At 43.5% G+C, this 21,608-nt stretch carries 10 protein-coding genes; 1 reads left to right on the top strand and 9 read right to left on the bottom strand.

Features of this window, described 5'->3' with window-relative positions; all coding sequences use genetic code 11:
* Positions 1–429: 429 nt before the first annotated feature.
* The 4 genes from EO121_RS08390 to EO121_RS08375 form a co-directional block, all read right to left on the bottom strand.
* Positions 430–1,557 carry an efflux RND transporter periplasmic adaptor subunit gene (locus EO121_RS08390; RefSeq protein WP_164725908.1) on the bottom strand — a complete coding sequence of 376 codons (1,128 nt, stop codon included), beginning with the start codon at positions 1,555–1,557 and terminating at the stop codon, positions 430–432.
* Between the two features lie 953 nt (positions 1,558–2,510).
* Positions 2,511–5,387 carry an AAA family ATPase gene (locus EO121_RS08385; RefSeq protein WP_164725907.1) on the bottom strand — a complete coding sequence of 959 codons (2,877 nt, stop codon included), beginning with the start codon at positions 5,385–5,387 and terminating at the stop codon, positions 2,511–2,513.
* Complete coding sequence (locus tag EO121_RS08380; protein WP_127167386.1) at positions 5,377–6,621, bottom strand: exonuclease SbcCD subunit D; 1,245 nt, start codon at positions 6,619–6,621, stop codon at positions 5,377–5,379. The genes EO121_RS08385 and EO121_RS08380 overlap by 11 nt, the downstream gene beginning before the upstream one ends.
* Position 6,622: 1 nt before the next feature.
* On the bottom strand, positions 6,623–8,182 hold the full coding sequence (locus EO121_RS08375; protein ID WP_240629421.1) for a PLP-dependent aminotransferase family protein: 1,560 nt from the start codon (positions 8,180–8,182) through the stop codon (positions 6,623–6,625).
* Between the two features lie 1,242 nt (positions 8,183–9,424).
* On the opposite strand from EO121_RS08375, the gene bioB reads away from it, so the two are divergent.
* Positions 9,425–10,441 carry a biotin synthase BioB gene (gene bioB, locus EO121_RS08365; protein WP_127167384.1) on the top strand — a complete coding sequence of 339 codons (1,017 nt, stop codon included), beginning with the start codon at positions 9,425–9,427 and terminating at the stop codon, positions 10,439–10,441.
* 165 nt (positions 10,442–10,606) lie between these two features.
* Here bioB and EO121_RS08870 read toward each other — a convergent pair whose 3' ends face one another.
* The 5 genes from EO121_RS08870 to EO121_RS08340 form a co-directional block, all read right to left on the bottom strand.
* On the bottom strand, positions 10,607–12,490 hold the full coding sequence (locus EO121_RS08870) for an S-layer homology domain-containing protein (protein ID WP_127167382.1): 1,884 nt from the start codon (positions 12,488–12,490) through the stop codon (positions 10,607–10,609).
* Between the two features lie 303 nt (positions 12,491–12,793).
* The gene (locus EO121_RS08355; RefSeq protein WP_127167380.1) at positions 12,794–14,110 is read right to left on the bottom strand and encodes a DUF445 domain-containing protein; all 1,317 of its coding nucleotides are present in this window, start codon (positions 14,108–14,110) and stop codon (positions 12,794–12,796) included.
* The gene (locus tag EO121_RS08350; RefSeq protein WP_127167378.1) at positions 14,107–15,336 is read right to left on the bottom strand and encodes a DUF445 domain-containing protein; all 1,230 of its coding nucleotides are present in this window, start codon (positions 15,334–15,336) and stop codon (positions 14,107–14,109) included. The genes EO121_RS08355 and EO121_RS08350 overlap by 4 nt, the downstream gene beginning before the upstream one ends.
* The gene (locus EO121_RS08345) at positions 15,337–16,167 is read right to left on the bottom strand and encodes an MBL fold metallo-hydrolase (RefSeq protein WP_127167376.1); all 831 of its coding nucleotides are present in this window, start codon (positions 16,165–16,167) and stop codon (positions 15,337–15,339) included.
* A 131-nt stretch (positions 16,168–16,298) separates the two neighbouring features.
* On the bottom strand, positions 16,299–21,608 hold a 5,310-nt coding region (locus EO121_RS08340), incomplete at its 5' end, for a YadA-like family protein (RefSeq protein WP_164725906.1).

Below are 21,608 nucleotides of genomic sequence, written 5' to 3'. Positions count from 1 at the left end.
CTGGCTTATGTTTACTTCTTTCGAAGTAATTACCTTACATTGTTCAGTTTTCAAAGATCAACTTTGTCATTCACAACACTGTGTTGTGGCGACTAGATTATAATAACAGATTCACAATTTCGTGTCAACAGTTATTTTAATCTTTTTTCATTCACTACTCAAACGAGTATGAACAATATGTTCTCTTGAACATGTTTAATAGTATATTCTATTTCCAAATAAAAAGCAACCCCCAATTTAAAATTTCTTCCCCGAAGAGAATGCAGTTATGCGTAGTAGCCTTGTGGTGTTATTATTGACTAAATCAAGCAAACACGAGAAGAGCACGGTGTGCCCCCGAACAAACATTATGAAATACCGTTTGAGAGGAGGTATACCGTGCTCTTCCCTTCATCATATTTAGTTAAAACCACCACAGGCTACATAGGATCACAAGTGAACGCTTTCACCTAGCTCAAAGTTCCCTTTCGTAGTCACCACTCGATCTTCTGGATATAGTCCATCCAGTATGGTCACCACACCATCTACTTCTAAGCCCGTCTCAATAGTTCTCATATCTATTGTATTATTTTCCGTCAATACATACACAAACTTGCCATTTTCTCCATCACGAATAACTTCTTTAGGTAAAGTAAGCGCTGGTGCTTCCGCTTTCGTTTCAATCATCAATGTATAGAACTCACCAATCGTCACTTGCCCCGGCTGCACATTGAAAGTTGCTTTCACAGTAATACTAGGTCCCGATTCCGTTCCCACAAATGTAATTTGTCCCGGCACCTGCGTTCCATTTATATCTAAATAGACTTGTACGCCACCAGTGATGTTGGGCTGTTTCAAAATCGCACCAAAGCTTTGGGGTACACTTAACGTAGCCACTACTGGGGAATCTTGTTGTATTAGCAGCAACGGTTTTCCCTCGATGGCAATCTTTCTATCTTCATTATAAATAGCCGCCACCTTTCCTTCCATCGGCGAAAGTATTTGGGCAGCTGCCATCTGCGCTTGTATTTTTGCAATAGCAGCTTCTATTCCAGAAGTATCTACCCCAGATCCGCCTGTATAGGATGGAACCGTTACCACTTGTGATTGTGCTCTGGCCGCAATCGATTCAAACTCACGATTCGTAATAATGCCAGCATCACGCATATATCGTGCCCGCTCTACATCCGCTGATGATACGCTACCACCTACCACTGTGGTAGATGTATTCTGCTGTGGCGCTCGACTGCGTGCTTCCTGTAACTGCCCTAATAAAGACTGTAACTGTTGTTGTAGCGATGTGGTATCAATCATAGCCAACACTTGACCGGCTTTCACCATGTCACCTACTTTCACTGTGAAAGTAGACACTGGTCCCGACACCGTCGGTTCCACGCTAGCCTTATGCAATGCCGTAATATTCGCCTCATGACTGATGCGCACCGGCATTTGACGTTCCACAGGATTCACCACTTGCACCGTTTTGGGCTGCATCCATGCGAAGAGACCGCCAGCAATAATCAGCACCGCCACCGCTGTTATATATATCCAATATTTCCGTATCCAAGAATAGTTCATCATCCGCTCCTCTCATATAATGAGTATTATACTACTCTTACATCGGAATATCTAGCACACGAACTCTATCACATATATTAGTCTTGTAATACATCTATAAACCGTGCTATACTAAAAGTAACAAAAGAAGAGCCACCAACGTGTGAAGGCGTTAGGCTCATCTCAAGAATCTACTAATTGAAATAGCCTAACGTGTGAGGTCTGCAACACCTCTTTTACGTTAGGCCTTTTCATTGACTATTTTAATACGTCAATGATTTGAATTGCTAAACTAGTAAGCGCAATGATTAAGGAAATCTTTTCGTACTTAGTCATAGCAACCACCTCCTCCCATAATAGGAAGAGATGAGCCCAACTCACGTTGGTGACTCTTATACTATGTATTATACTATAAAATTTCCCATAACGTGAACTTTTATTATTATATCTCCATAAACTATGCTATACTTAACGTAACAAAGGAAGAGCCACCAACGTGTGAGGGCGTTAGGCTCATCTGGAATATTACAAAATGATGGCCTAACGTGTATAAGTAGTACGAATACTTATTAAATCGTTAGGCCTTCCACATATTAAAGATTACTTCTTTAATATGTGAGCAATGCTAACAATAAAATCAATCGGAGGAATACAGTTAAACGTACCAGCCTTTGCGACATTCCTTACCACCTACATAACACAAACACAAGAAGAGCACAGTGTGTCGCACTCTTCCAATCTTCTGAGGAACGCCGTCACGCGTAGTAGCCTTGTGGCAGCCTTTACTCACTAAATATACGAAACACAGAAACGAGCAACATGTTCCTGAACAAACATTATGAAATACCGTTTGTGAAGGAATGTGTTGCTCGTTTCCCTTTGCTCTATTCAGATAATGACAGCCACAAGCTACATAACGTTACAAGTAACGACCCACAGGCTATATAACGTTACAAGTGACGACCTACATAGCGTTACAAGTGACGATTTGCTGTACTAAGGTCATACTTATGCGCCGTATCCCCTACCAATTGACTCGTCGTCTCATGGCAGGTAAACAGGAACACTTGTGTCCGTTCACTCAACTGTTCTATGACCTGCAATGTGAGCTTCTGTCGTTCTAGGTCAAAGCGCACCAACACGTCATCCAACAGCAATGGCATGGATTCAATCTTTTCAGCGAAGGCCTCTGCTAGGCTTAATCGTAATGCCAAATACACTTGATCGCCTAAACCACTGCTCCACTTTCCTAGGGTTATCTCCCGACCTGTGGTGTCTTTCACGTAGGCCCCCTTATGTGTGTCGTCCATGTGCAATGTATAGATGCCACCTGTCATGGCTTTCACATACTCAGACGCCCTCGCCAACATCGCCGGTTGCCGATCTGTTTCGTATTCTTGTTGTGCCAGTTCCATACCCTGATTGATAAACACATAGGTCATCCACTCTTCCAAGGCCTCTCTGAGCTCCGCTTCTAATTGTTCTTTTTTCAACAATGCTTCGGACACTGCATGGGATGTGCTCAAGTGGCGCATAGATTCCTGCAAGGTCCCCCGCTCTTCATACAATGCCTGCAAGGATGCTTCAATATTCGCCAATTCCGTTTCACTACGGGAGTACTCCAATTCCCATTTGCCTTTATCATTGCCTTGCAAACGGCGGTACCACACATCTCTATGAAACTCTTTTGGCGCCAATAATTCCAGTTGTCGTTGGCTTTGGCGATAAATCGTCTCCCATTGCTTATGCTGATCTTGTTGCAACAAGCGCTGACGATATTCTGTGGCACTCTTCATGCCACCTTTTTGAATCAACTCTTTTTGCGCCAAGAATAATTCTTTTTCTTTCTTGCTCCATGTAGCATATTCTTCACGATAGTTTTTGCGTTGGCTTTCCTTTTGCTCCCACCGCACACGATTTTGCTTATGCAATTGTAGCTGATTATACACTACCCGCAACTCCACGATGGATGGCACTGTGTGTATCTGCAAAGAAGCCCACAAGTTTCGGCACCGATTCACGATGGCTTCTAATTGTTCATGATGCAAACGCACTTGCTTTTGGTATCCTTCAAATTCACGCAATCGTTCATGGTAGGCTTGGTATTCTTCCTTCATGCCATAGAATGCATCATCTCGATTCGTCTGTTTGGCCGCCTTTGGCAACCACGCTTCCCATGCATCCATGGCCTCAGTACCTGCCGCTTCCAAAGTTTTACCTTCTGCTACCCACTGCACTTTCATCACTTCATAGGCTTTGAAATGGCTCACATCGTCTCCATATCCTTTGATTTGTTCCGCCACTGCTTGTATTTCTGAAAGTAAGCTTTCATAGTCAGATTCTGTGGTAGGCATAGAGCGACCTGCCTTCGTTTCTAGCGCAGACATATCCTTAGGCGCCGTAGCCACCACCTGCGCAACCGCGTTACTCCTACGTTTCCCTTGATACGCTAGGCCTGCACCTAGCAACAAGGCGAGTATGCCACCGATGGCCTGTATACCGACTCCTTCTGCATAGGTCATATGCCACGCCAACAAAGCTACGCCTAGCACGGCCAGTACAACGCCCCCTAGATAATAGGAACGTCCAGATCTCACCGTTACTACGGAATCCGTCGATTCTTGTGCTAAATAGGCCTCTTTCAATGCTATTAAGTTCTTATGCTTGGTTTCTAGGGCTGTTACCGTTTCCGTCACCTCACGAGCTCGATCATCTTGTGGAAACGGCTCTCGTCGTTGCCACGCCTCATAGGCCTCACGAGCACTGCGCAACTGACGCGCCACTTGCTCCCCATCGTACCAATTCACATCACTTGGGAAGTCTTCCACATCGCGCCAATACACATGAGATTTTCGAATGAATGCTAGCTGGGCTTTCACTTTTTCTAAGTACAAATCCCCTTCACGGCATTCTTTTTCTAACTGCGTCCATTTCGATACTTCTTGGTACAAACTTTCAATCTCTTGTTCATACATACCCAGTCTATCTTCTGGGTCGAAGTTATCTGGCACCAAGCCCTCTTCCTTGCCACGCCACACGCGCATATATTCCTGGCAACGGCGAATTTCTTCATCTAATTCTAAAAAAGCATCTCGCTCCAAGGACTCTTCCACGTGAAATTGGAGCATTTTCTGCTTCGCTTCTTCTCCCCGTTTATAGGTGTCCCACGCACGAAGAACTTTCTCTACATCTTGCAGGTATTCCTTCCGCTCTTGCCGTTGTTCTTGCAAGGTAGCTTCTTTCTTTTCTAGTTCTTCTAAAGAAGATTGCCACGTATAGTACTCTTGTTCTCCTTGTTGTAACTTCCGGATATCTCGTTCCACCTCTTGCAATCGGTCCAATAAGGTATTGATAGTCCGCTTTCCCGTAGGGGATGCCACTAGTAATTGGCTAGCTAATGCATCCACGTCTTTCACAAGGGTCCCTAAAGATTCCCCACCTTCGGCACCAAAGAACCGTGTGCGCACGTCTACCTCTTGGATAATATCCACCCCTTGTAGGTCATCCAAGGTAATAGCAAAAATGCGATCATAGGTCTTTTTGTCTAGTCCTTGCCACCACAATTCCGCAGGCTCTACCGTATACCGCTGGCCACCCACTTCGTAAAAGTCTAAGTTTTTTCCTTTGCGACCAATGTGGTAGGTTTTGCCTTCTCGTTCCACTACAATATGACCCTCTACAGGTTCTTCTTTCCGTTTCGTCCCCAACAAAATGCCACGAAAGGCTTGGAGCAGTGTTGTTTTCCCACTTCCATTCGGCCCGTATAGCATATGTAACCCACTTTCATGGGGCTGAAAGGTCCACTGTTCATAGGGGCCATAGTGTTCTATATATATTTCTTTAATCTTCATACTCATTCCCCTGTAATAAACGGATCCCTTCCCGTCGTGCCTTTTCATAGGCAGATTCCACCATGTCATCCGTCACCAACTGACTATACATACCCAAGCGTTTCCACTCTGGTCGTTCTGTCACAATCTTCAATAGTGAATCCCCGCCAATATCCATGGCATCCAAGGCTTTCACATAATCGCTGACCATCCCCGGTGCAGCGCCTTGTTTCTCACTACTGAAAGTATCGCATTCGATACCGATGATATACACGCCGTGCTTGCCACTTTCCTCTGCTTGGGCCTCCTCGATCCAAGCTGCACGTACTGTATTGTCACTTGCTACTTCTGATAAAGCTCCTTCGCCTGTCAGTCTAAGTGTCAATAGGATGGACATACCCGGCTTACGGAGCATTTCTTTTTTGTGTCGCAACATTTCCAGCATTTCTACTACGGATTGCACTTGTCCTAAGTCAATCGTATCTTCTGCAAATCGGATAGCATTGGTCTCGTGAAAGTGTACCTCCACCGTGCCACGACTAGATACATCCACCACATAGCACCCTTTCGGGCCACTTTCACCACGATGCAACCCTTGGGTATTGCCCGCATAGACGATGTGAGGCTGTTCGCTCAAAATCTGGCGCTTGTGAATGTGACCGAATGCCCAATACTGAATAGGAATACGCCGTAACGCATCCATAGAGCAAGGCCCCGTCTTGTCATGGCCTTCATGACTGCCCACCGTTCCATGCACAAGAGCGATAGAAAACGAATCACTGCGCAAGGGATGGATATCCGATGCTAGGTCCTCATACTGGGTATCACTGGAGATACTGCGACCGTAAATACCCGCCACCTCTTGGCCTCGCACCATGAGAGAAAACCGATCCACCTGGTCCGCTGCACAGATATGGACATTGTCTGGCAATGGCATATGCCGTTTCCAACTGTCCGCAGGATCGTGGTTGCCTTGTACCACGTAGACAGGAATGTGTTCCTTGGCGAGACTTTCACAGGCCCGCACAAAGTGCATCTCCGCCTCAAGAGGATGATCCGCCCCATCATAGACGTCCCCCGTGATGAGCACCGCCGCCACACGCTGACGGATAGCCAAGTTCACGATATTTTGAAAGGATCCATAGGTAGCGCGCATCATAGCCTCGTCCAAGGATCTGCCAAAAGATTTTAAATAGCGAAAGGGCGCCCCTAAATGGAGATCCCCACATTGTATGAATCGAAATGGTATGCCCATATTATAACCCTTTCCAAGCCTCAGCCAATACCTGCACCGCCCGTTCTAAATCACGGGTCGGTATACCGCTGAACGATAACAACATCTCTACTATGCCGGTCTCATCTCTGTCTATGACCTTGATGTCACAACTAGCCTTTAATGCTCGTGTACGAAATACATCGCTCTTATTTTGCGCCTTACGAATTCCCGCATAGACACCACCCTCTGGATCGATGACCTCATAAGTATCGTCCAAATAGTGGCGCAACAAACTAGTAAAATACTTACTTTTTTCCAAATAATGTTTGCGAAGGCGGCGAATTTGCTTATGCCACTCCCCTTCATCCATGTACATGGCCCATGCCAACTGCTCTAACACACCTGCACTTTGCCCATAGGCCTTGCGGTGCTTGTGAAAGTCCTCATAAAGAACTACGGGTAGCACTAGGTAACTCAATCGAATCGACGGCGGTAACACCTTTGATGGCGTGCCCATGTAGATAACGCAATCTTGAAAGTCCATGCCTTGCAAAGACAACACAGGCTTTCCATAATAGCGAAGTTCACTGTCATAATCGTCTTCTATGATAAAAGCACTTTGGCTCTGCGCCCACCGCAATAACTCTGTCCGCTCTTGAATCGTCATAATACGGCCCATACTATCCCCGTGAGACGGCATACAGTATAGGACTTCCACATTCTCTGCTTGCAATGTGGCAATCAGTTGTGGGCCTCCTGTATCAACCTCTAATACAAAAAAACCGTAGTCTTTCCATACAGCCTTAGCAAAACTGGGGCTTTGACGGTCTATAGCTACCTTGGATTTTCCTTGGTATTGTAACAAGGATGCAATCATATGCAACGAATTAAGAGTACCACTGGTCACAAGTACTCGCTCTGCAGATGCCCGCACACCTCGCGCCTGTTGTAAATATTGATTCAACGCTGATCGCAGTTCTGGTTCTCCCTCTAGCTGACCATAGGTCATGAGCCTCTTTGTATCTCGTAAGGCATAGCCAATAAAGCGTTTCCACCGTTTGAAGTCAAATCCCTCCGGATCCATCGCCCCAGTAGCAAAATTGTAGATAATGGAAGGAGCTTGTATATTCGTTTCTTTATGCAAAGCATGGTTTGCTATACAAACCGTACTCTTATCACGATATGCTATTGTCTCTTCTACCTTCTGTTCTATAGTATCCGTTACACTTTGCACTATACTTTTGGGTTTCACTGATGAAAGAAACTCTTCCTTAGGTTCTCTTAGATTACCCACGATTCCACATGTTCGATCAGACGTACTATTAATAGGAGTCATCCCGTCATAATATCCAACTAAAGGCTGGGGAATCTCTAGTACCTCATAAGGCGCCCTGTTATGGGCTTGAATATATCCTTCCGTAGCCAACTGCAAATAGGCTTGCTCCACCGTAATCTTGCTCACACCTAACTGCGCCGCCATAGCACGTATAGAAGGAAGTCGCTGCCCTGGACGGAACAAACCCTGTTCAATATGCACTTTTACAGCCTCATATACCTGCTCGTACATGGGAACCCCTGCATTCGCATCTAGGACAATCATCTAGCCCTCCAAAACAACAAACCTTATCCCTTACATGTATATATCTATCTTTAACTCTCAATTCTAGGGCAGTTCCTTTCATCACCCCATGACTTCAAAAACTAGAACCATTGTTTCTAAAATAGACTCTTACTTTATATTATAAAAGTAAACACGAAAAATGACTACACCAAAAGTATGAATTTCTTTCGAGGGACACTTCGAGCGACATTGAGAGCGATAGCTAAAAAGATAATCTATGACTAATATAAAATAAAACTCCCCAGGTGGCACCCTAGGGAGTTTTTGTGTGTTTGTTCATTAAATCTTTAGCTACGCTTATGGTATCACCTATCACTTATAATTTCAACAATTTTTCTCCATATATTCACCTAAACTCTAGCAATATTTGCATTTATCAATAAACAATGCTATACTTAGCTTATAAACAAGAAGAGCTAATAACGTGTGCTGGCGTTAGGCTCATCTCAAAAGAATGCAAAATGAAATATGCCTAACGTACTAAGGTGTGTGAGACCTTATCCGTTAGGCTTTTTCATTGTCTATTTTACTAGATCAATGAACTGAATTGCTAAACTAGCAATAGAAATAATCAAGGAGATTTTTTCATATTTAGTCATAGCAACCACCTCCTCCCTTACGAGGAAGAGATGAGCCTAACAACACGTCATTAACTCTTCTACGAATCTATTATACCATAAATTTCTACATATAGAATAAAATTCTATAAACGCATAAATTCAAAATATAATCCTAAATAGGTCAACCTCATGATTCCTTTGATAAGAACTTATCACCTTTTTTCAATCCCCAAGAAACACCATTACGAGTAGTAACCTTGTGGCGTTCCATTACTACCCGAATCACACAAACACAGAAGACCGTAACATACCCCTGAACAAACATAGCCGCTATATAGTTTAAAAAGGGGTGTGTTACGGTCTTCCCTAACCCTGAGGAACGCAGTTATACGTAGCAGCCTTGTGGCGTTCCTTACTACCTAAATTCCACAAACCCAAAGAAGAGCACGGCGTGACAAACATTATGAAATACCGTTTGAGAGGGGGATGCCGTGCTCTTCCCTTTTGCTTTAGTCAGTAAAAAATGCCACAGGCTACATAGCATCACAAGTGGCGATTTAAATGTTAACACCATCTCTATTGACTCAAGTTAACAATAGATATATAATGTAGTCATTATGATGTAGTCATTAAAATCAAATGAAAATTACGAGGTGTAATTATGGAAACTGTATCAAAATCTATTTCCTATGAAACAATCATAGCCTACGCGCAAAAAGTATTAGATGGTGGCGAGATCACTCGTGAAGAAGCAGAACAATTGATTCACACGTCTGACGAAGACACTATGATACTATTGGCTATGGCTGACAAAATCCGTCAAAAATTCAATGACGATACAGTAGACCTATGTGCCATCGTGAACGCCCGTTCCGGTAAATGCCCAGAAAACTGTAAATTCTGTGCTCAATCCGCCCATCATGACACTGGAGTTACTGTCTATCCTTTCATGGAAGAGGATGAAATTGTGAACGCCGCTAAAAAAGCAAAAGAAGCTGGTGCGATTCGCTTCTCCATCGTAACAAGTGGTCGTAACACAAACAACCCAAAAGAGTTTGAGCAAATCTTGAGCGCTCTCACTCGCATCCGTAAAGAAACTGGCTTAGAAATTTGCTGCTCCCTTGGTCTATTGACTTATGAGCAAGCAGTGCAATTGAAAGAAATTGGTGTGACTCGCTATCACTCCAACATCGAAACGGCACCAAGCCATTTCCCAGATATTTGTACCACACATTCTTATGAAGATAAAATGTTTACTATCTCCAATGCCCAAAAAGCTGGCATTCGTGTTTGCTCCGGTGGTATCTTAGGCTTGAACGAAACCAAAGAGCAACGTGTTGAAATGGCATTCGAGTTAAAACGATTAGGGGTTGACTCTGTTCCATTGAACATTCTTAACCCAATCAAGAACACACCATTCGAAAACAATGAACCAATTCCTCCATTGGAAATTCTTCGAACCTTTGCTGTGTTCCGCTTCGTATTGCCAAAGGCTTTGATTCGTACGGCTGGCGGTCGTGAAGTAAACCTTCGTGACTTACAATCTTACGCATTAAAAGGTGGTTTGAATGGTATCATGGTAGGTGGTTACCTAACAACAGCTGGTCGCTCTCCATTAGACGATCTACAAATGATCAAAGACTTGGAGCTCAACCTTAACACCGTGCAAGAAGCATAATCCTATACCTGTAACAACGAAACTTTTTCATTACCTATATGTCTCAATTAGAGAGCTGCAACCATATAGAACTTTCAAATGAGAACAGGGGACCCGATTCCATCGAATCGAGTCCCCTGTTTTATTTTCTTTGTATATCCTGCCTATGGAAACGATCTAGAACTCCTAGAATTTGTATTCCACTTGAGCAAAGTATTTTGAAGCTGGGGCTACAGCACCATGATAGATTTCTACTGGGGTACCTTTAAAAGCGTATCCCACTTTAGCACTCGCATGTTGATTAAATGCATAGTTCAACGTAGCTACGTAACCTTTCCAGTTTTTACTGTACCGCGTGTCATATACGGAGGATGCCAAAATTGGGCTATTTTGTCCTAAATAGAAGTACTGCAATCCTACGGTAGCCTTACCATACGTATAATTAGCACCTGCCATCCATGCGTTGCGACCTTTGCCACTCCGAAGCACTGGCGAGAACATTTGGTTATCTTCCCCTACAGTACGTTTTGCATATTCTGCATTCCAACCGAAACGACCGTGGTCACCGCTCAAGGCCACTCCATACACACGATGCGACAACCCTACGTGACTACCCATTAACACATTCTCTACCCCATCCTTTGCAGTAGTATGGGAATTCAAGGATGCCATGTAGACCTTACCAGAAATATGTTTCGTAATTGGCGCTTGCAATTGACCATAAACCATAGTTTGACCCATGTCTTTCGCCTTCGTTGTCAATTCAGTGGGATATCCATACCCTACCGTAAGATTCATTGCACCAAGTTTAGTGCTTCCTACGATACCATCGAAGTCCCCTTCAAACACTAAGCCATCACCAAACATAGTCCCTACACGGCCAGCCACCACTTGAGATTTACCAAAGCGATGGGATATCCATAACCGGTCTACCTCTGTTTTCTTTTGCGCACCTGTTCCAAACTCACTTTCCTGAGCCAAGCGGATACCAATCTTCGTATTCTTGTTTACATCTGCCATTGCATTCACACGCACACGATAGGATGTAGCCGATTTCTTTTTACCATTGATACCATATTGTTGAGATAAATAGTAAATGTATTCTGGAAGTATACTAGCTTTGTGATAAAAGTAGTAAGTAAATATTATATTAAAATCATCTATGGCCAAAGAACTGTCATCTTTCGCATCAGGGTATTGCTTTATAAATTCCGCTTTTGCTTTCTTCCACTTATCATAGGCTAACTTTACCGCATCATGAGTAGTCATAGAATCTGGTAAATCAAAGGTAAAGCCCATCCCTTCTGGTGTGTGTGTATACTTTCTAGTGATTATCTTTATTCTCTTTTCCGTTTCAGAGTAGAAATGTTTTTCATCATCTGAAAGCAATTTTTTATCATCTTCATAACCGGCCACAAGTCCCATACTGTTGTTATGATAAACAGATCCTATATCTGCCTCTTCTACGTATATACCTTCCGCGAGAGCAGTAGCGCTTTCACTCTTATCGACGCTGTTTCGCAGAGCATCTAGATCCATCTGCATTGTCAACCGTCTAGCCGCATCGATGCCCTCCTCAGAGAAATGCACTTCATGCATACCTTTATTAAACGTCACATTATTACCATTCACCTTAAGGATAGTATTATCCTTTGGCACATTAACGTAAAGCCCATGCTCCTTTTGTCCATCAAAGCGTAAACGTATATCTCCAGTAAAACTCACATTGCCCACTTTATGTTCTAAGTTTTCTACTCGAACACCTAGATTCTGCAACTCTTTACTGAACTCGTCCCGCAATTTATTCAATACCTCTTGTTGCTCCCCATTCATGCGTTCTTGCTGTTGCAAAGCTTTCGCCACCATTTGTGCCATCTCAAAGCGAGTGATATTGTGACCCCCTTGGAACGTACCATCAGGATATCCATTCACCACACCTTGTTTTGCCAATTGAGCCACCGCTTGATAGGACCAATCCTGTGGCGTTATATCCGTGAAAGGATTAGCTCCTAATACCGTACTCACACCCAACGCAGTTGTTACAGCCAATGCTGTCATCACCTTATTCATACTCATACCCCATTTCTGAATACACAACTATTTACATATGCAGTATCTAACTCTCTCTGCTATGGCTCATACATAATTTTTAAATTACGTTCATAACGATACCATAGGACCTGTTAGCGATAATACTTATTTTCATACTATCACACACAATAGACTATTGCAAATGCCTTTTAGTCACTCTTAACGTGTTATAGTATTACGCATAAAAAAACACGTTGAGTATGAGCAGTCTCCACATTTGACAAAGAGCAAAAAATAGAGGAAAGTTGTCTAAAAGCATCAACTTTCCTCTATTTGTATGTTTTATAAGATTCCAAATCCACGCAACACCGGCTCATACACATAATACAAGAACAACCATGTCCCCAATCCTGCGACGCCACCTACGAGGGCACCGTTAATGCGGATCCAAGCAAGGTCTTCTTCCACCTTACTTTCAATAAAATGGATGAACCGTTCTGTACTTAAGCTTTGTAGCACTTCACGGATGATGATACCGATAAACCCATGACTCTTCGAAGCAATGTGCAGCATAATATGAGTTAAGGCTTCTTCCAAACGTGCCACCATACCCGGCTCTTCACAGTAATGACTCCACAACTCTTGAAAGCTCGATTCCAAGGCAATGGCCATTGGCGACGTCCCATCCGTAGATACCATGCCTTCACGAATCCGTGGGCATACATAGTCTTCTAACATGAGCTCCCAATCTTGCACATCGATCCACTGTTGGATAGCATCGTCCAAGGTCTTTGTGATGCTTCGGTTCGACGCCATCTGCTGTAAAGGTCCCACCCATTGGTGTAACCACACCAGGCGCTCCGTGCTGTTCGGCTGTTTCCATCGTTCTAACATCTGATGCACTTCTTCGATGATGGCCCCCGCCATTTCTTGGACATTCACAATGTTCAACCCTTCTGAAAGTCCAATGAGCATGGCAGACACTACATCTTTCTTGCGCTTTTCGATTTCTTCCTCAATAACCGCTTCTAGCCATTGCTGTGCTTTCGGTGTATACAAAGCCCTCTGCAAATAGTCGATGCCTCGAATCACCACACTTTCATAGCGATTGTGTTCACACACATGGAGTAAAGTCTGTTGCATAGGACCGATAAAGGATTGATTATGCAAAAATTTCCGCAACCGCTGTGCACCCCATTGGGCCCACTCCCGATCACTACGGCGCTCCCACAACTCAGACAACACCGTGGCAATCCCTTGGCGCACCGTATTCCGCCCTACATCACTACGGATATATTGGTCTACAAAGGGCACAAACTGCACCCGTTCAATGGCGCTTTTACATTGATCATAGGTGAGAAGTTTCGTATTCACCATGCGAATAATCCCCTCAATAAGACGATTCTTATTTCGTGGAATCAGCTCTGTATGAAAGGACACGCCCAAAGGTTTCCGAAATAAAGCAGTCACCGCAAACCAGTCTGCTACGCTGCCGATGAGGGCGGATTGGACAAACCAATACAACCCATCATACCAAGGAGCCGTGATGTACCACTGACCCCACCACACAAAAGCAAACAGCACCGCCATGGTGAGTAGCAATCGATTCGCATAGGTTGTATAGGGATTCCTGGTAGTTTCTATAACTCGAGGGCTCATAAGATCTCTCCTTTCAGCAAGGTCAATCCGTAGAAGAGGCCACCTAAGATGGCGCCCACCAAGGATCCGTTGATGCGTATCATCTGCAAATCATAGCCCAATTTAGATTGTAAAATGCGAGTAATTTCCTCCGGTGTGAATCGGTTCATCTCACGCACGACGATGTGTTCAATCCAAGGGCGCACATAATTTAACACATGCAACAATTGGAAGAGAATGAATCGTTCTACCTTGCGACCTTTCACAGCATTCGTTTCCAAGCGCTCAAAGAAATGATATAATTCCGCTTCTCCTTGCTCGACATACCGTGCCAAGTCCAACGTATCTTCCAACACATAGCCGTCTTCGATAAACTCTCGGAACCAAGCATTCTTTTTATCTTCTAGTTTTTGTTGCCACTGTCCATTCTGTGCAAGTTCATCCACTGCCCATCGAGCCTTCGTGTATACTGCAGAACCCAAGGGCGACTGCAAGGATTCTTGGCTCATCAAATAGGCGCAGCCTTTCACCTGTATCATGTGCGTAATGTATTCCGGTGAAAGTGACTCCCCACCTAATGCGAGCGCCAATTCTCGCAAAAATGAATGGTCTGCATAGCGATTCATCACAGAGGATACTAGCCCTAATAAGTAAGGGCGAATCCCCTCCGCCGCTAGCAATCGTTGGAGCATACGGTTGATGTGCATCCATAGTACCTCTGCTCGTTCTGTTTCTAACAGCTGACGGCACAAGCTAACTACGAAAGGCGTCACACGCCAAGACTCCACACCGTTCTTGATGTGCCCTAGTAATTGCTCTTGCAGTAAATTTTCTTTCACATGGGGCAACACATGGTCTTTCAGTTCCTCAAAACACACGTGAACATATCCCCGACCAGTGACACTATTCATAAATGACACAATCCGCTGCGGTACACGTTCCTGTTTCAGCACCTCGTACATGTGGGACACCCGAAGGAGTTCATCCACCATCATGTGCCGTGCCATTTCCACGAACCGTTCCTTATTCCTAGGGATAAGCGCCGTTTTAAAAGGAATCCCTAAAGGCTTCGTAAACAGTGCCGTCACCGCATACCAGTCAGCTAAACCACCAATCATGGCAGCCCCTGAAATATGCGTGATGAGACCCCAAAAAGGATCTCTATGCAAGGGATAGGTCACTAAGAATATGACTGCCATCAAGACTAATAGAGCTGTCGCTCCATGTCGTTGTAACCATGGTGTCATTTACTTCACTTCCTCTACCGCATCACCTGGCTGTTCTGGAATCCAGCAACATTGGTTTGGGTATGTGTGGCGGAATGTTTCCGAGGGCACCCAAATAGATCCATTGGCATGCATAGGAATAAATAGTTTCGTGTTCATCATACCTAACACTTCTAAGGCTCCCCACTCGCGAGCTACTTCTAACCGAGCATCTACAGGGAACATCATAATATCCACAGACAAACCTGTTAGAGGTGCGAATTCCTTCTCCTTTAACGCTTTTGCCTCTGCAATATTCTCCGGCGTATCTCCAGACCAATGCCACCAGTTTAAATCTCCTGCGTGAAAGATGCGATGCGTGCCTGTATCTACCAAAAAGGAACCCCCTTCATCAGTGGAGCCAAACATGGTGACAGTTAGATTATCTGATTCTAATGTGTCGCCTACTTTCATGGAGTGCAAAGAAAATACTTGTTGAACCAACTCTTCTGTTAAGCTTTCCTCTGACAGAGTCTGATCATCAGTAGGGCACTCGTTGTTGATTCTTTCTAGTACTAAACAAGCTTTCTCAGTATCTAGCTTTGCGCCAGCAATCTCCTGCAATTCCTTTAAAATATCTCGCAAAGCTGGCACATCTTCATGGTACCAAACACTGTGTATATATGGTAAATATTTGAAAATTGATTTCACATAATGGTCATGATGGATATGGGATACAAAGACATGTAACTCGTAGCCTTGTTCCACTAATGTATCTATCACACCGGCTGGATCTTTCCAGTAATCAAATACATAGGCCCGCTTGCCATCTTCGATGACAAAACCACTATGCTCTAAATAGGTAACTTTCATATTAACTCCTAATTGATAATTTTATTGATTACTTTTATTATAACATAAAAACCCTCCCAAGGTATGTACCTCAGGAGGGTTTTCTTATGAAAGTCTATGACCTTTCGTTGTGGGGAATAGAATCGCTTCTATTATTTGATACCCATGTGAGCCATAAGCATTTTAATTTGTGCTTTCATTTCTTCATTGTCTTGCATTACTTTTTCATAGTTTTCTTTCATGCGTGCATTGTCTGCTTTTACTTGCTCGTTATCTGCTTTCACTTGTGCATTTTCAGCCTTAAGTGCAGATACTTCGTCTTGTAAAATGTAGACGGAAGAAATTGGACCACCTTTGTAGCGTTCAGGAATCATGCTGTCTTCACCACCGAATCGGTATGTCACACCTGCATTCATCATGTTGCTACCGCCGCCAACGCTGACACCTACGTTGAACATAGTGTCTTCGTTTGCGTAATGAGCTACCCCTAAGGCAAGAGCTTTATTGCCTTTGTAAGCACCAACGCCTGCCATCACTTGTGATTTTTTAAGTGGATCGTAGCTTAATGGGTTCATCGCCGCTAATGCTGCTGCATGAGCGCCGGCTTCGTTCACTTTCGCCGTCACAGTATTGGTAGCTGCGTTTAATTGGCCTACTGTCGCTGCATCAGATTCGTATACACCAGGTGCTACGTTGCTGATTGTATTGCCACCGTTATTTAAGCCATCTTTCGTTAAGCTTACTACTGGTTTGTCATTGCTTCCAATGCGGATACCACGACTATCAACTACAGATACTGTTTTCAATACTGGTTTCAACTCTTTTGTATTGTCATCTTGTTTAAAGATAACGTGACCATCTTCTGTTGTTAACCGTTCTTCATAACGAGTACCTGCTGCTGTTGTAGTCGTTACCACTCCTGCCACAGGTTTATTGTCATTGTCTACTTGAACAGTTCCATTGCTGAGTAGGTTATTAATCGTGTATGTTGTACCATTACCGTTTACCACTGTAGAAGAGTTAACGATTGGGTTACCGTTACCATCTTTTTGAAGGATTACATTACCATCTTTATCTTTCTTAGGAATAGGGTTACCCTTAGCATCTAATTTTAATAGACCTTTGTCAGTTTTTTCAAACTCAGGTAAGTAACGGTCATATTTAGATTTACCATCAGCCATGTTAAGGTCTTTCGCCAATTTCACAGTCATCGTAGCTGGTTTACCATCTTTCGCTGGAGCCAATTCAACACCGATGTTTTTATCTGTTAACTCACCAGTTGCACCACCTTGGATAGCCAATGTGTCGCCTAAGCCAACTTCAGCTTTTAATGGGTCTTTTCCATCTTTTGTATCCGCGGTGAATACACGGCCTTTGCTTACACGATCTGCTACGTCTTTCAATTGACCTTGTGTAGCTGCTTTGGAACGTTCTTTAGCTGCATCAGAATCAGGTTTAGCTTTTGCTTCTTCAGCAGAGGCAACTTTTGTAGGATCCCAAGTAGTATTACTTAAACCATCCACAGCTTTTGTAGTAATGGATTCCATACCAGTCAATGTAGATGCCAACGTAACATTTAATGTACCTTCTTTCGTCGCATCCTTCTCAACAGTGATATTGTTAGTTCCTACTAAGTGCAATGTTTCGCCAAGTTTACGTTCAACTTTTGCTTCCGCATTGTTGCCTGTGAAAGTCATTGCTTTATTAGCTAATGCTGTCACTTCGCCTTTATCTGCTTTTTTGTCTAACTCAGATTTGTCAGCTTTGCCTTCTACTGTTTTCGCTAAGTCTGCAACAGTGGATTTATCAGCTTTACCATCTACTTTGTCCGCTAAATCTTTAACAGTTGCTTTATCGGCTTTATCAGCTAACTTATTCGCAAGATCCGCAACAGTAGACTTATCTGCTTTGTTATCAAGGGCTTTTTCAACAGCATCTACCTTCGCAGCAATGCCATCTACTTTTCCTAATTTCGTTGCTGCATCGTCAGACAAGCCAATGATGACTTTACCATTTTCGCCAGTTACGATATGTAGACCCGGTTTAGCAGATTCTGCAGTATTTGTTGTACCATCACCAGTAACGAAATCTAATCCTTGTTTCAAGGATACTGTTTTCGCTTTTTCATCAGCATCACCATTCGTACGGTACGTAATAGGAGCATCTAGGTCTTTCACAGTTACAGTAGCATCACCGAAGTTTACTTTGCCTGGATCTGCTTTTGTAGCTCCATCCGCTGCTTTACCTGGTGTAACAGTGATTGTATTCGTACCGTTTTTAATCACTAGATTATCTGTACCGTTACCAGAGATACCTTTCATGTCTGTTAAAGTATCTGCTAATTTTACCACTAAGCCGTTTGCATCTGTAGTAGAGTCTTTTTCCACACGGATATTAACACCTGCTTCTGTTGCTGGAGTTGTAGCACTTGGCGTGAAGTTTTTCGCACCTTTTACAGTTAATGTAGTGCCTAATGCACGTGTTACGTCTTTTACATCATCACCTTGGAAAGTTAACCCTTTCGCAATGATTTCAGTCGCTGTGCTGTTCAAGTCACTTACATTCACTGCTGCATGTTTTGTATTCACATCACCTGCTGCCGTGTTCAAACGATCTAAGAATGTCGGGTTAGCAATTGGTTGGTTTGCACCATCTTTTGCTGTATTTGGAATTGCAGAGGCTACGTTGTTGATGACTGTAGTACCACCTGTTGTAGAACCATCTGGGTTCACTAGACGAGCTTGTGGAGTTTTCACTTCTACAGCATCATCAGCTTTTGTACCATCTGCTTTTACTTTGTCAGCTGGATACCATTTGCCATCGCTGGCTTTCACAACACGGTTGCCTTTGTCATCTGTGTACACTACGGTACCTGCTTCACCATTACGAAGCGCATTCACTTTCGTAGTTAAGTCTTTACCGTTCAAGCCATCTGCGCCAGTTAAGCCGTCTTTGCCCATACCAGCGTCAGCGCCTGTACCAGATTTACCGTCACGGCCATCGATACCACTAGCACCATCAGCGCCTACTGCCTTAGCAATATCAGCTACTTTCGCTAATGTATCTTTTGTCGCTTGAGACAATGCTACTGTATACGTACGAACTTTATCAGTATCTTCATCGCCACCAGTGACTTCAATGCCATCACCTTTGATAACTTTCGTATCGATCGCATCTACTGTGTATGTTGTTACATGGTCTGTTGTTTTAGGTGTGACTGCAACATTTTTACCAGCTGCCACTTTTACAGCTCCTGCTGCTAAATCTTTGACTGCATTTTTGCCATTATCGCTTAGGTTACCTAAATCTTTATTCGCTGCATTATCGATAGCATTACGAGTCGCTTCATTTAAGCCAAATGTTACTTTGCCATCATCACCAGCTACGATTTCGATACCAGCTTTGGCAGATTCTGCAGTGTTAGCTGTACCATCACCTTGAACAAAGTTTAAGCCTGTGCCAACAGCCACTTGTTTAACAGTTCCGTTATTCGCTTTGTAACCCAAATTAGCTACGCCACCAACTTTACTATCTACATAGGCCTTATTTGCTGCATCTGTATTAGCACCTGGTTCGCCAATATTTGTTAATTTGGATCCACCGAAGTCTACCTCACCTTTTGCACCATTAGCACCTGGGTTTACTGTAATAACTGCATTGTCACCATTTTTAATTGTCAATGGATCTGTGCCATTACCAGAGATACCTTTCATTTCTGTTAACGTATCTGCTAAGCTCACAGTTAAACCATTCGTAGGGTCGGATGCTACTTGGATGTTCACTCCTGGTGTTGCAGTTGCTGCTGGTGTAAAGTTTGCCGCACCTTTCACAGCTAACGTTTCGCCTAATTTACGAGCTGCATTCGTTCCAGTATCTGCACTGAAAGTAAGTGCTTTGTCTGCTAATTCGTTCAATGCTGTTACATCTGCTTTTTTCGCTAATTCAGTATGTAATTGGCCACCATTGATCGCATCTTTAGAGTTTTCTCCAATCGTGCCATCTGCAATGTTGCTTAACTTAGTACCTGTTGCACCTCCTGCTGTTGTAGTCGTTCCATCTGGATTTACTAAACGAGCTTGTGGCGCATCTACTGGAGTAGCAGTTACACCTTGTGGAAGTTGATCCGCAGATTTTAATTCACCTTTGTCAGTCACAGCTTTAGCATCATACCATTTGCCGTCATTAGCTTTCACAACACGGTTGCCTTTGTCATCTGTGTACACTACTGTACCAGCTTCGCCGTTACGAAGTGCATTCACTTTAGATGTTAAGTCTTGACCGTTCAAGCCATCTTTGCCAGTTAACCCTTTATCGCCTGCTACTGCCGTTGCATCATCAGCTGCTTTACCAGTGCCTGCTTTGCCATCACGGCCGTCAGTTGCTGTGTCGCCAAGTTTCGCTGCACTGTCGATGACTTTACGAGTTGCTTCATCTAAACCGATGTTCACAACACCGTCTTTTTCCGTAGTGATAGCGATACCAGTTTTAGCCTCTTTGCTATCTGTATCTTTTGTAGGGCTTTCAGTATTAGGAGCTAAGTCTGTTGGAGCAATCGTACCTGTGCCAGATTTGAAATGTAAACCATCAGCTACGCCAACTTTTTTAGTCTCTGTTTCAGCATTTGCTTTGTAGCCTAATTTAGCATTACCAGTAGCAACTGTTGTTGCTTCTTCTACTTTTTTATCTACATAGCCTTTATTCGCTGCATCTGTATTCGCAATTGGAGCCGCTACATTAGAAATCACTTTATTACCAGCATTGATGCCATCTTTGCCGATAGTCACCGTTGTCACTGTTGGTACTGTACCAGCAGGTGCATTTTCAGGCACTGCTTGTGTATTCGTAATAGTTAAGTTATTTCCATCTAAAGCAAGTTTAGTGCCTGCGCCGTCAGTCGTTGCTGCATTCGTAACAGAAGTAATACCTACTAAGTCTTTTGCCAAACCGATTTCTAGTTTGTTATCATCAGTTTTCTTAGTGCGGATATTATTCGCTGCTGTTGTAATCGTAGCAGGAACTGTACCTTCACCAACGATATCTAAGGTTTCACCCAATTGTTTTTTGATGCCTTTTGCATCATTACCTTGGAAGGTTAAACCTTTTGCAATGATATCCTTAGCTGTGTTGTTCAAGTCGCTTACATTAACCGCTGCGTTTTTCGTTTTCGCATCGCCTGCTGCTGTGTTCAAACGATCTAAGAATGTAGGATTAGCAATTGGTTGATTTGCATCATCTTTGGCTGTATTTGGAATCGCAGACGCTACGTTGTTCAATACTGTTGTACCACCAGTTGTCGTTCCATCTGTGTTCACTAAACGAGCTTGTGGAGTTTTCACTTCATCAGCAGTTACACCTTGTGGAAGTTGGTCTGCAGATTTTAATTTGCCTTTTTCATCTACAGCTTTCGCATTGTACCATTTGCCATCATCAGCTTTCACAACACGGTTACCATTTTCATCCGT

The sequence above is a fragment of the Veillonella sp. CHU732 genome (genome assembly GCF_003992085.1).
GTDB lineage: Bacteria > Bacillota > Negativicutes > Veillonellales > Veillonellaceae > F0422.
The sequence above is the reverse complement of the archived record's forward strand: the minus strand, read 5'-3'. Positions and strand labels throughout refer to the sequence as shown.

What these genes read in the sequence shown, in the direction of transcription:
- EO121_RS08390 (WP_164725908.1), bottom strand. Translation starts at nt 1,557, where the DNA reads ATGAACTATTCTTGGATACGGAAATATTGGATATATATAACAGCGGTG.
- EO121_RS08385 (WP_164725907.1), bottom strand. Translation starts at nt 5,387, where the DNA reads ATGAAGATTAAAGAAATATATATAGAACACTATGGCCCCTATGAACAG.
- EO121_RS08380 (WP_127167386.1), bottom strand. Translation starts at nt 6,621, where the DNA reads ATGGGCATACCATTTCGATTCATACAATGTGGGGATCTCCATTTAGGG.
- EO121_RS08375 (WP_240629421.1), bottom strand. Translation starts at nt 8,182, where the DNA reads ATGATTGTCCTAGATGCGAATGCAGGGGTTCCCATGTACGAGCAGGTA.
- bioB (WP_127167384.1), top strand. Translation starts at nt 9,425, where the DNA reads ATGGAAACTGTATCAAAATCTATTTCCTATGAAACAATCATAGCCTAC.
- EO121_RS08870 (WP_127167382.1), bottom strand. Translation starts at nt 12,490, where the DNA reads ATGAATAAGGTGATGACAGCATTGGCTGTAACAACTGCGTTGGGTGTG.
- EO121_RS08355 (WP_127167380.1), bottom strand. Translation starts at nt 14,110, where the DNA reads ATGAGCCCTCGAGTTATAGAAACTACCAGGAATCCCTATACAACCTAT.
- EO121_RS08350 (WP_127167378.1), bottom strand. Translation starts at nt 15,336, where the DNA reads ATGACACCATGGTTACAACGACATGGAGCGACAGCTCTATTAGTCTTG.
- EO121_RS08345 (WP_127167376.1), bottom strand. Translation starts at nt 16,167, where the DNA reads ATGAAAGTTACCTATTTAGAGCATAGTGGTTTTGTCATCGAAGATGGC.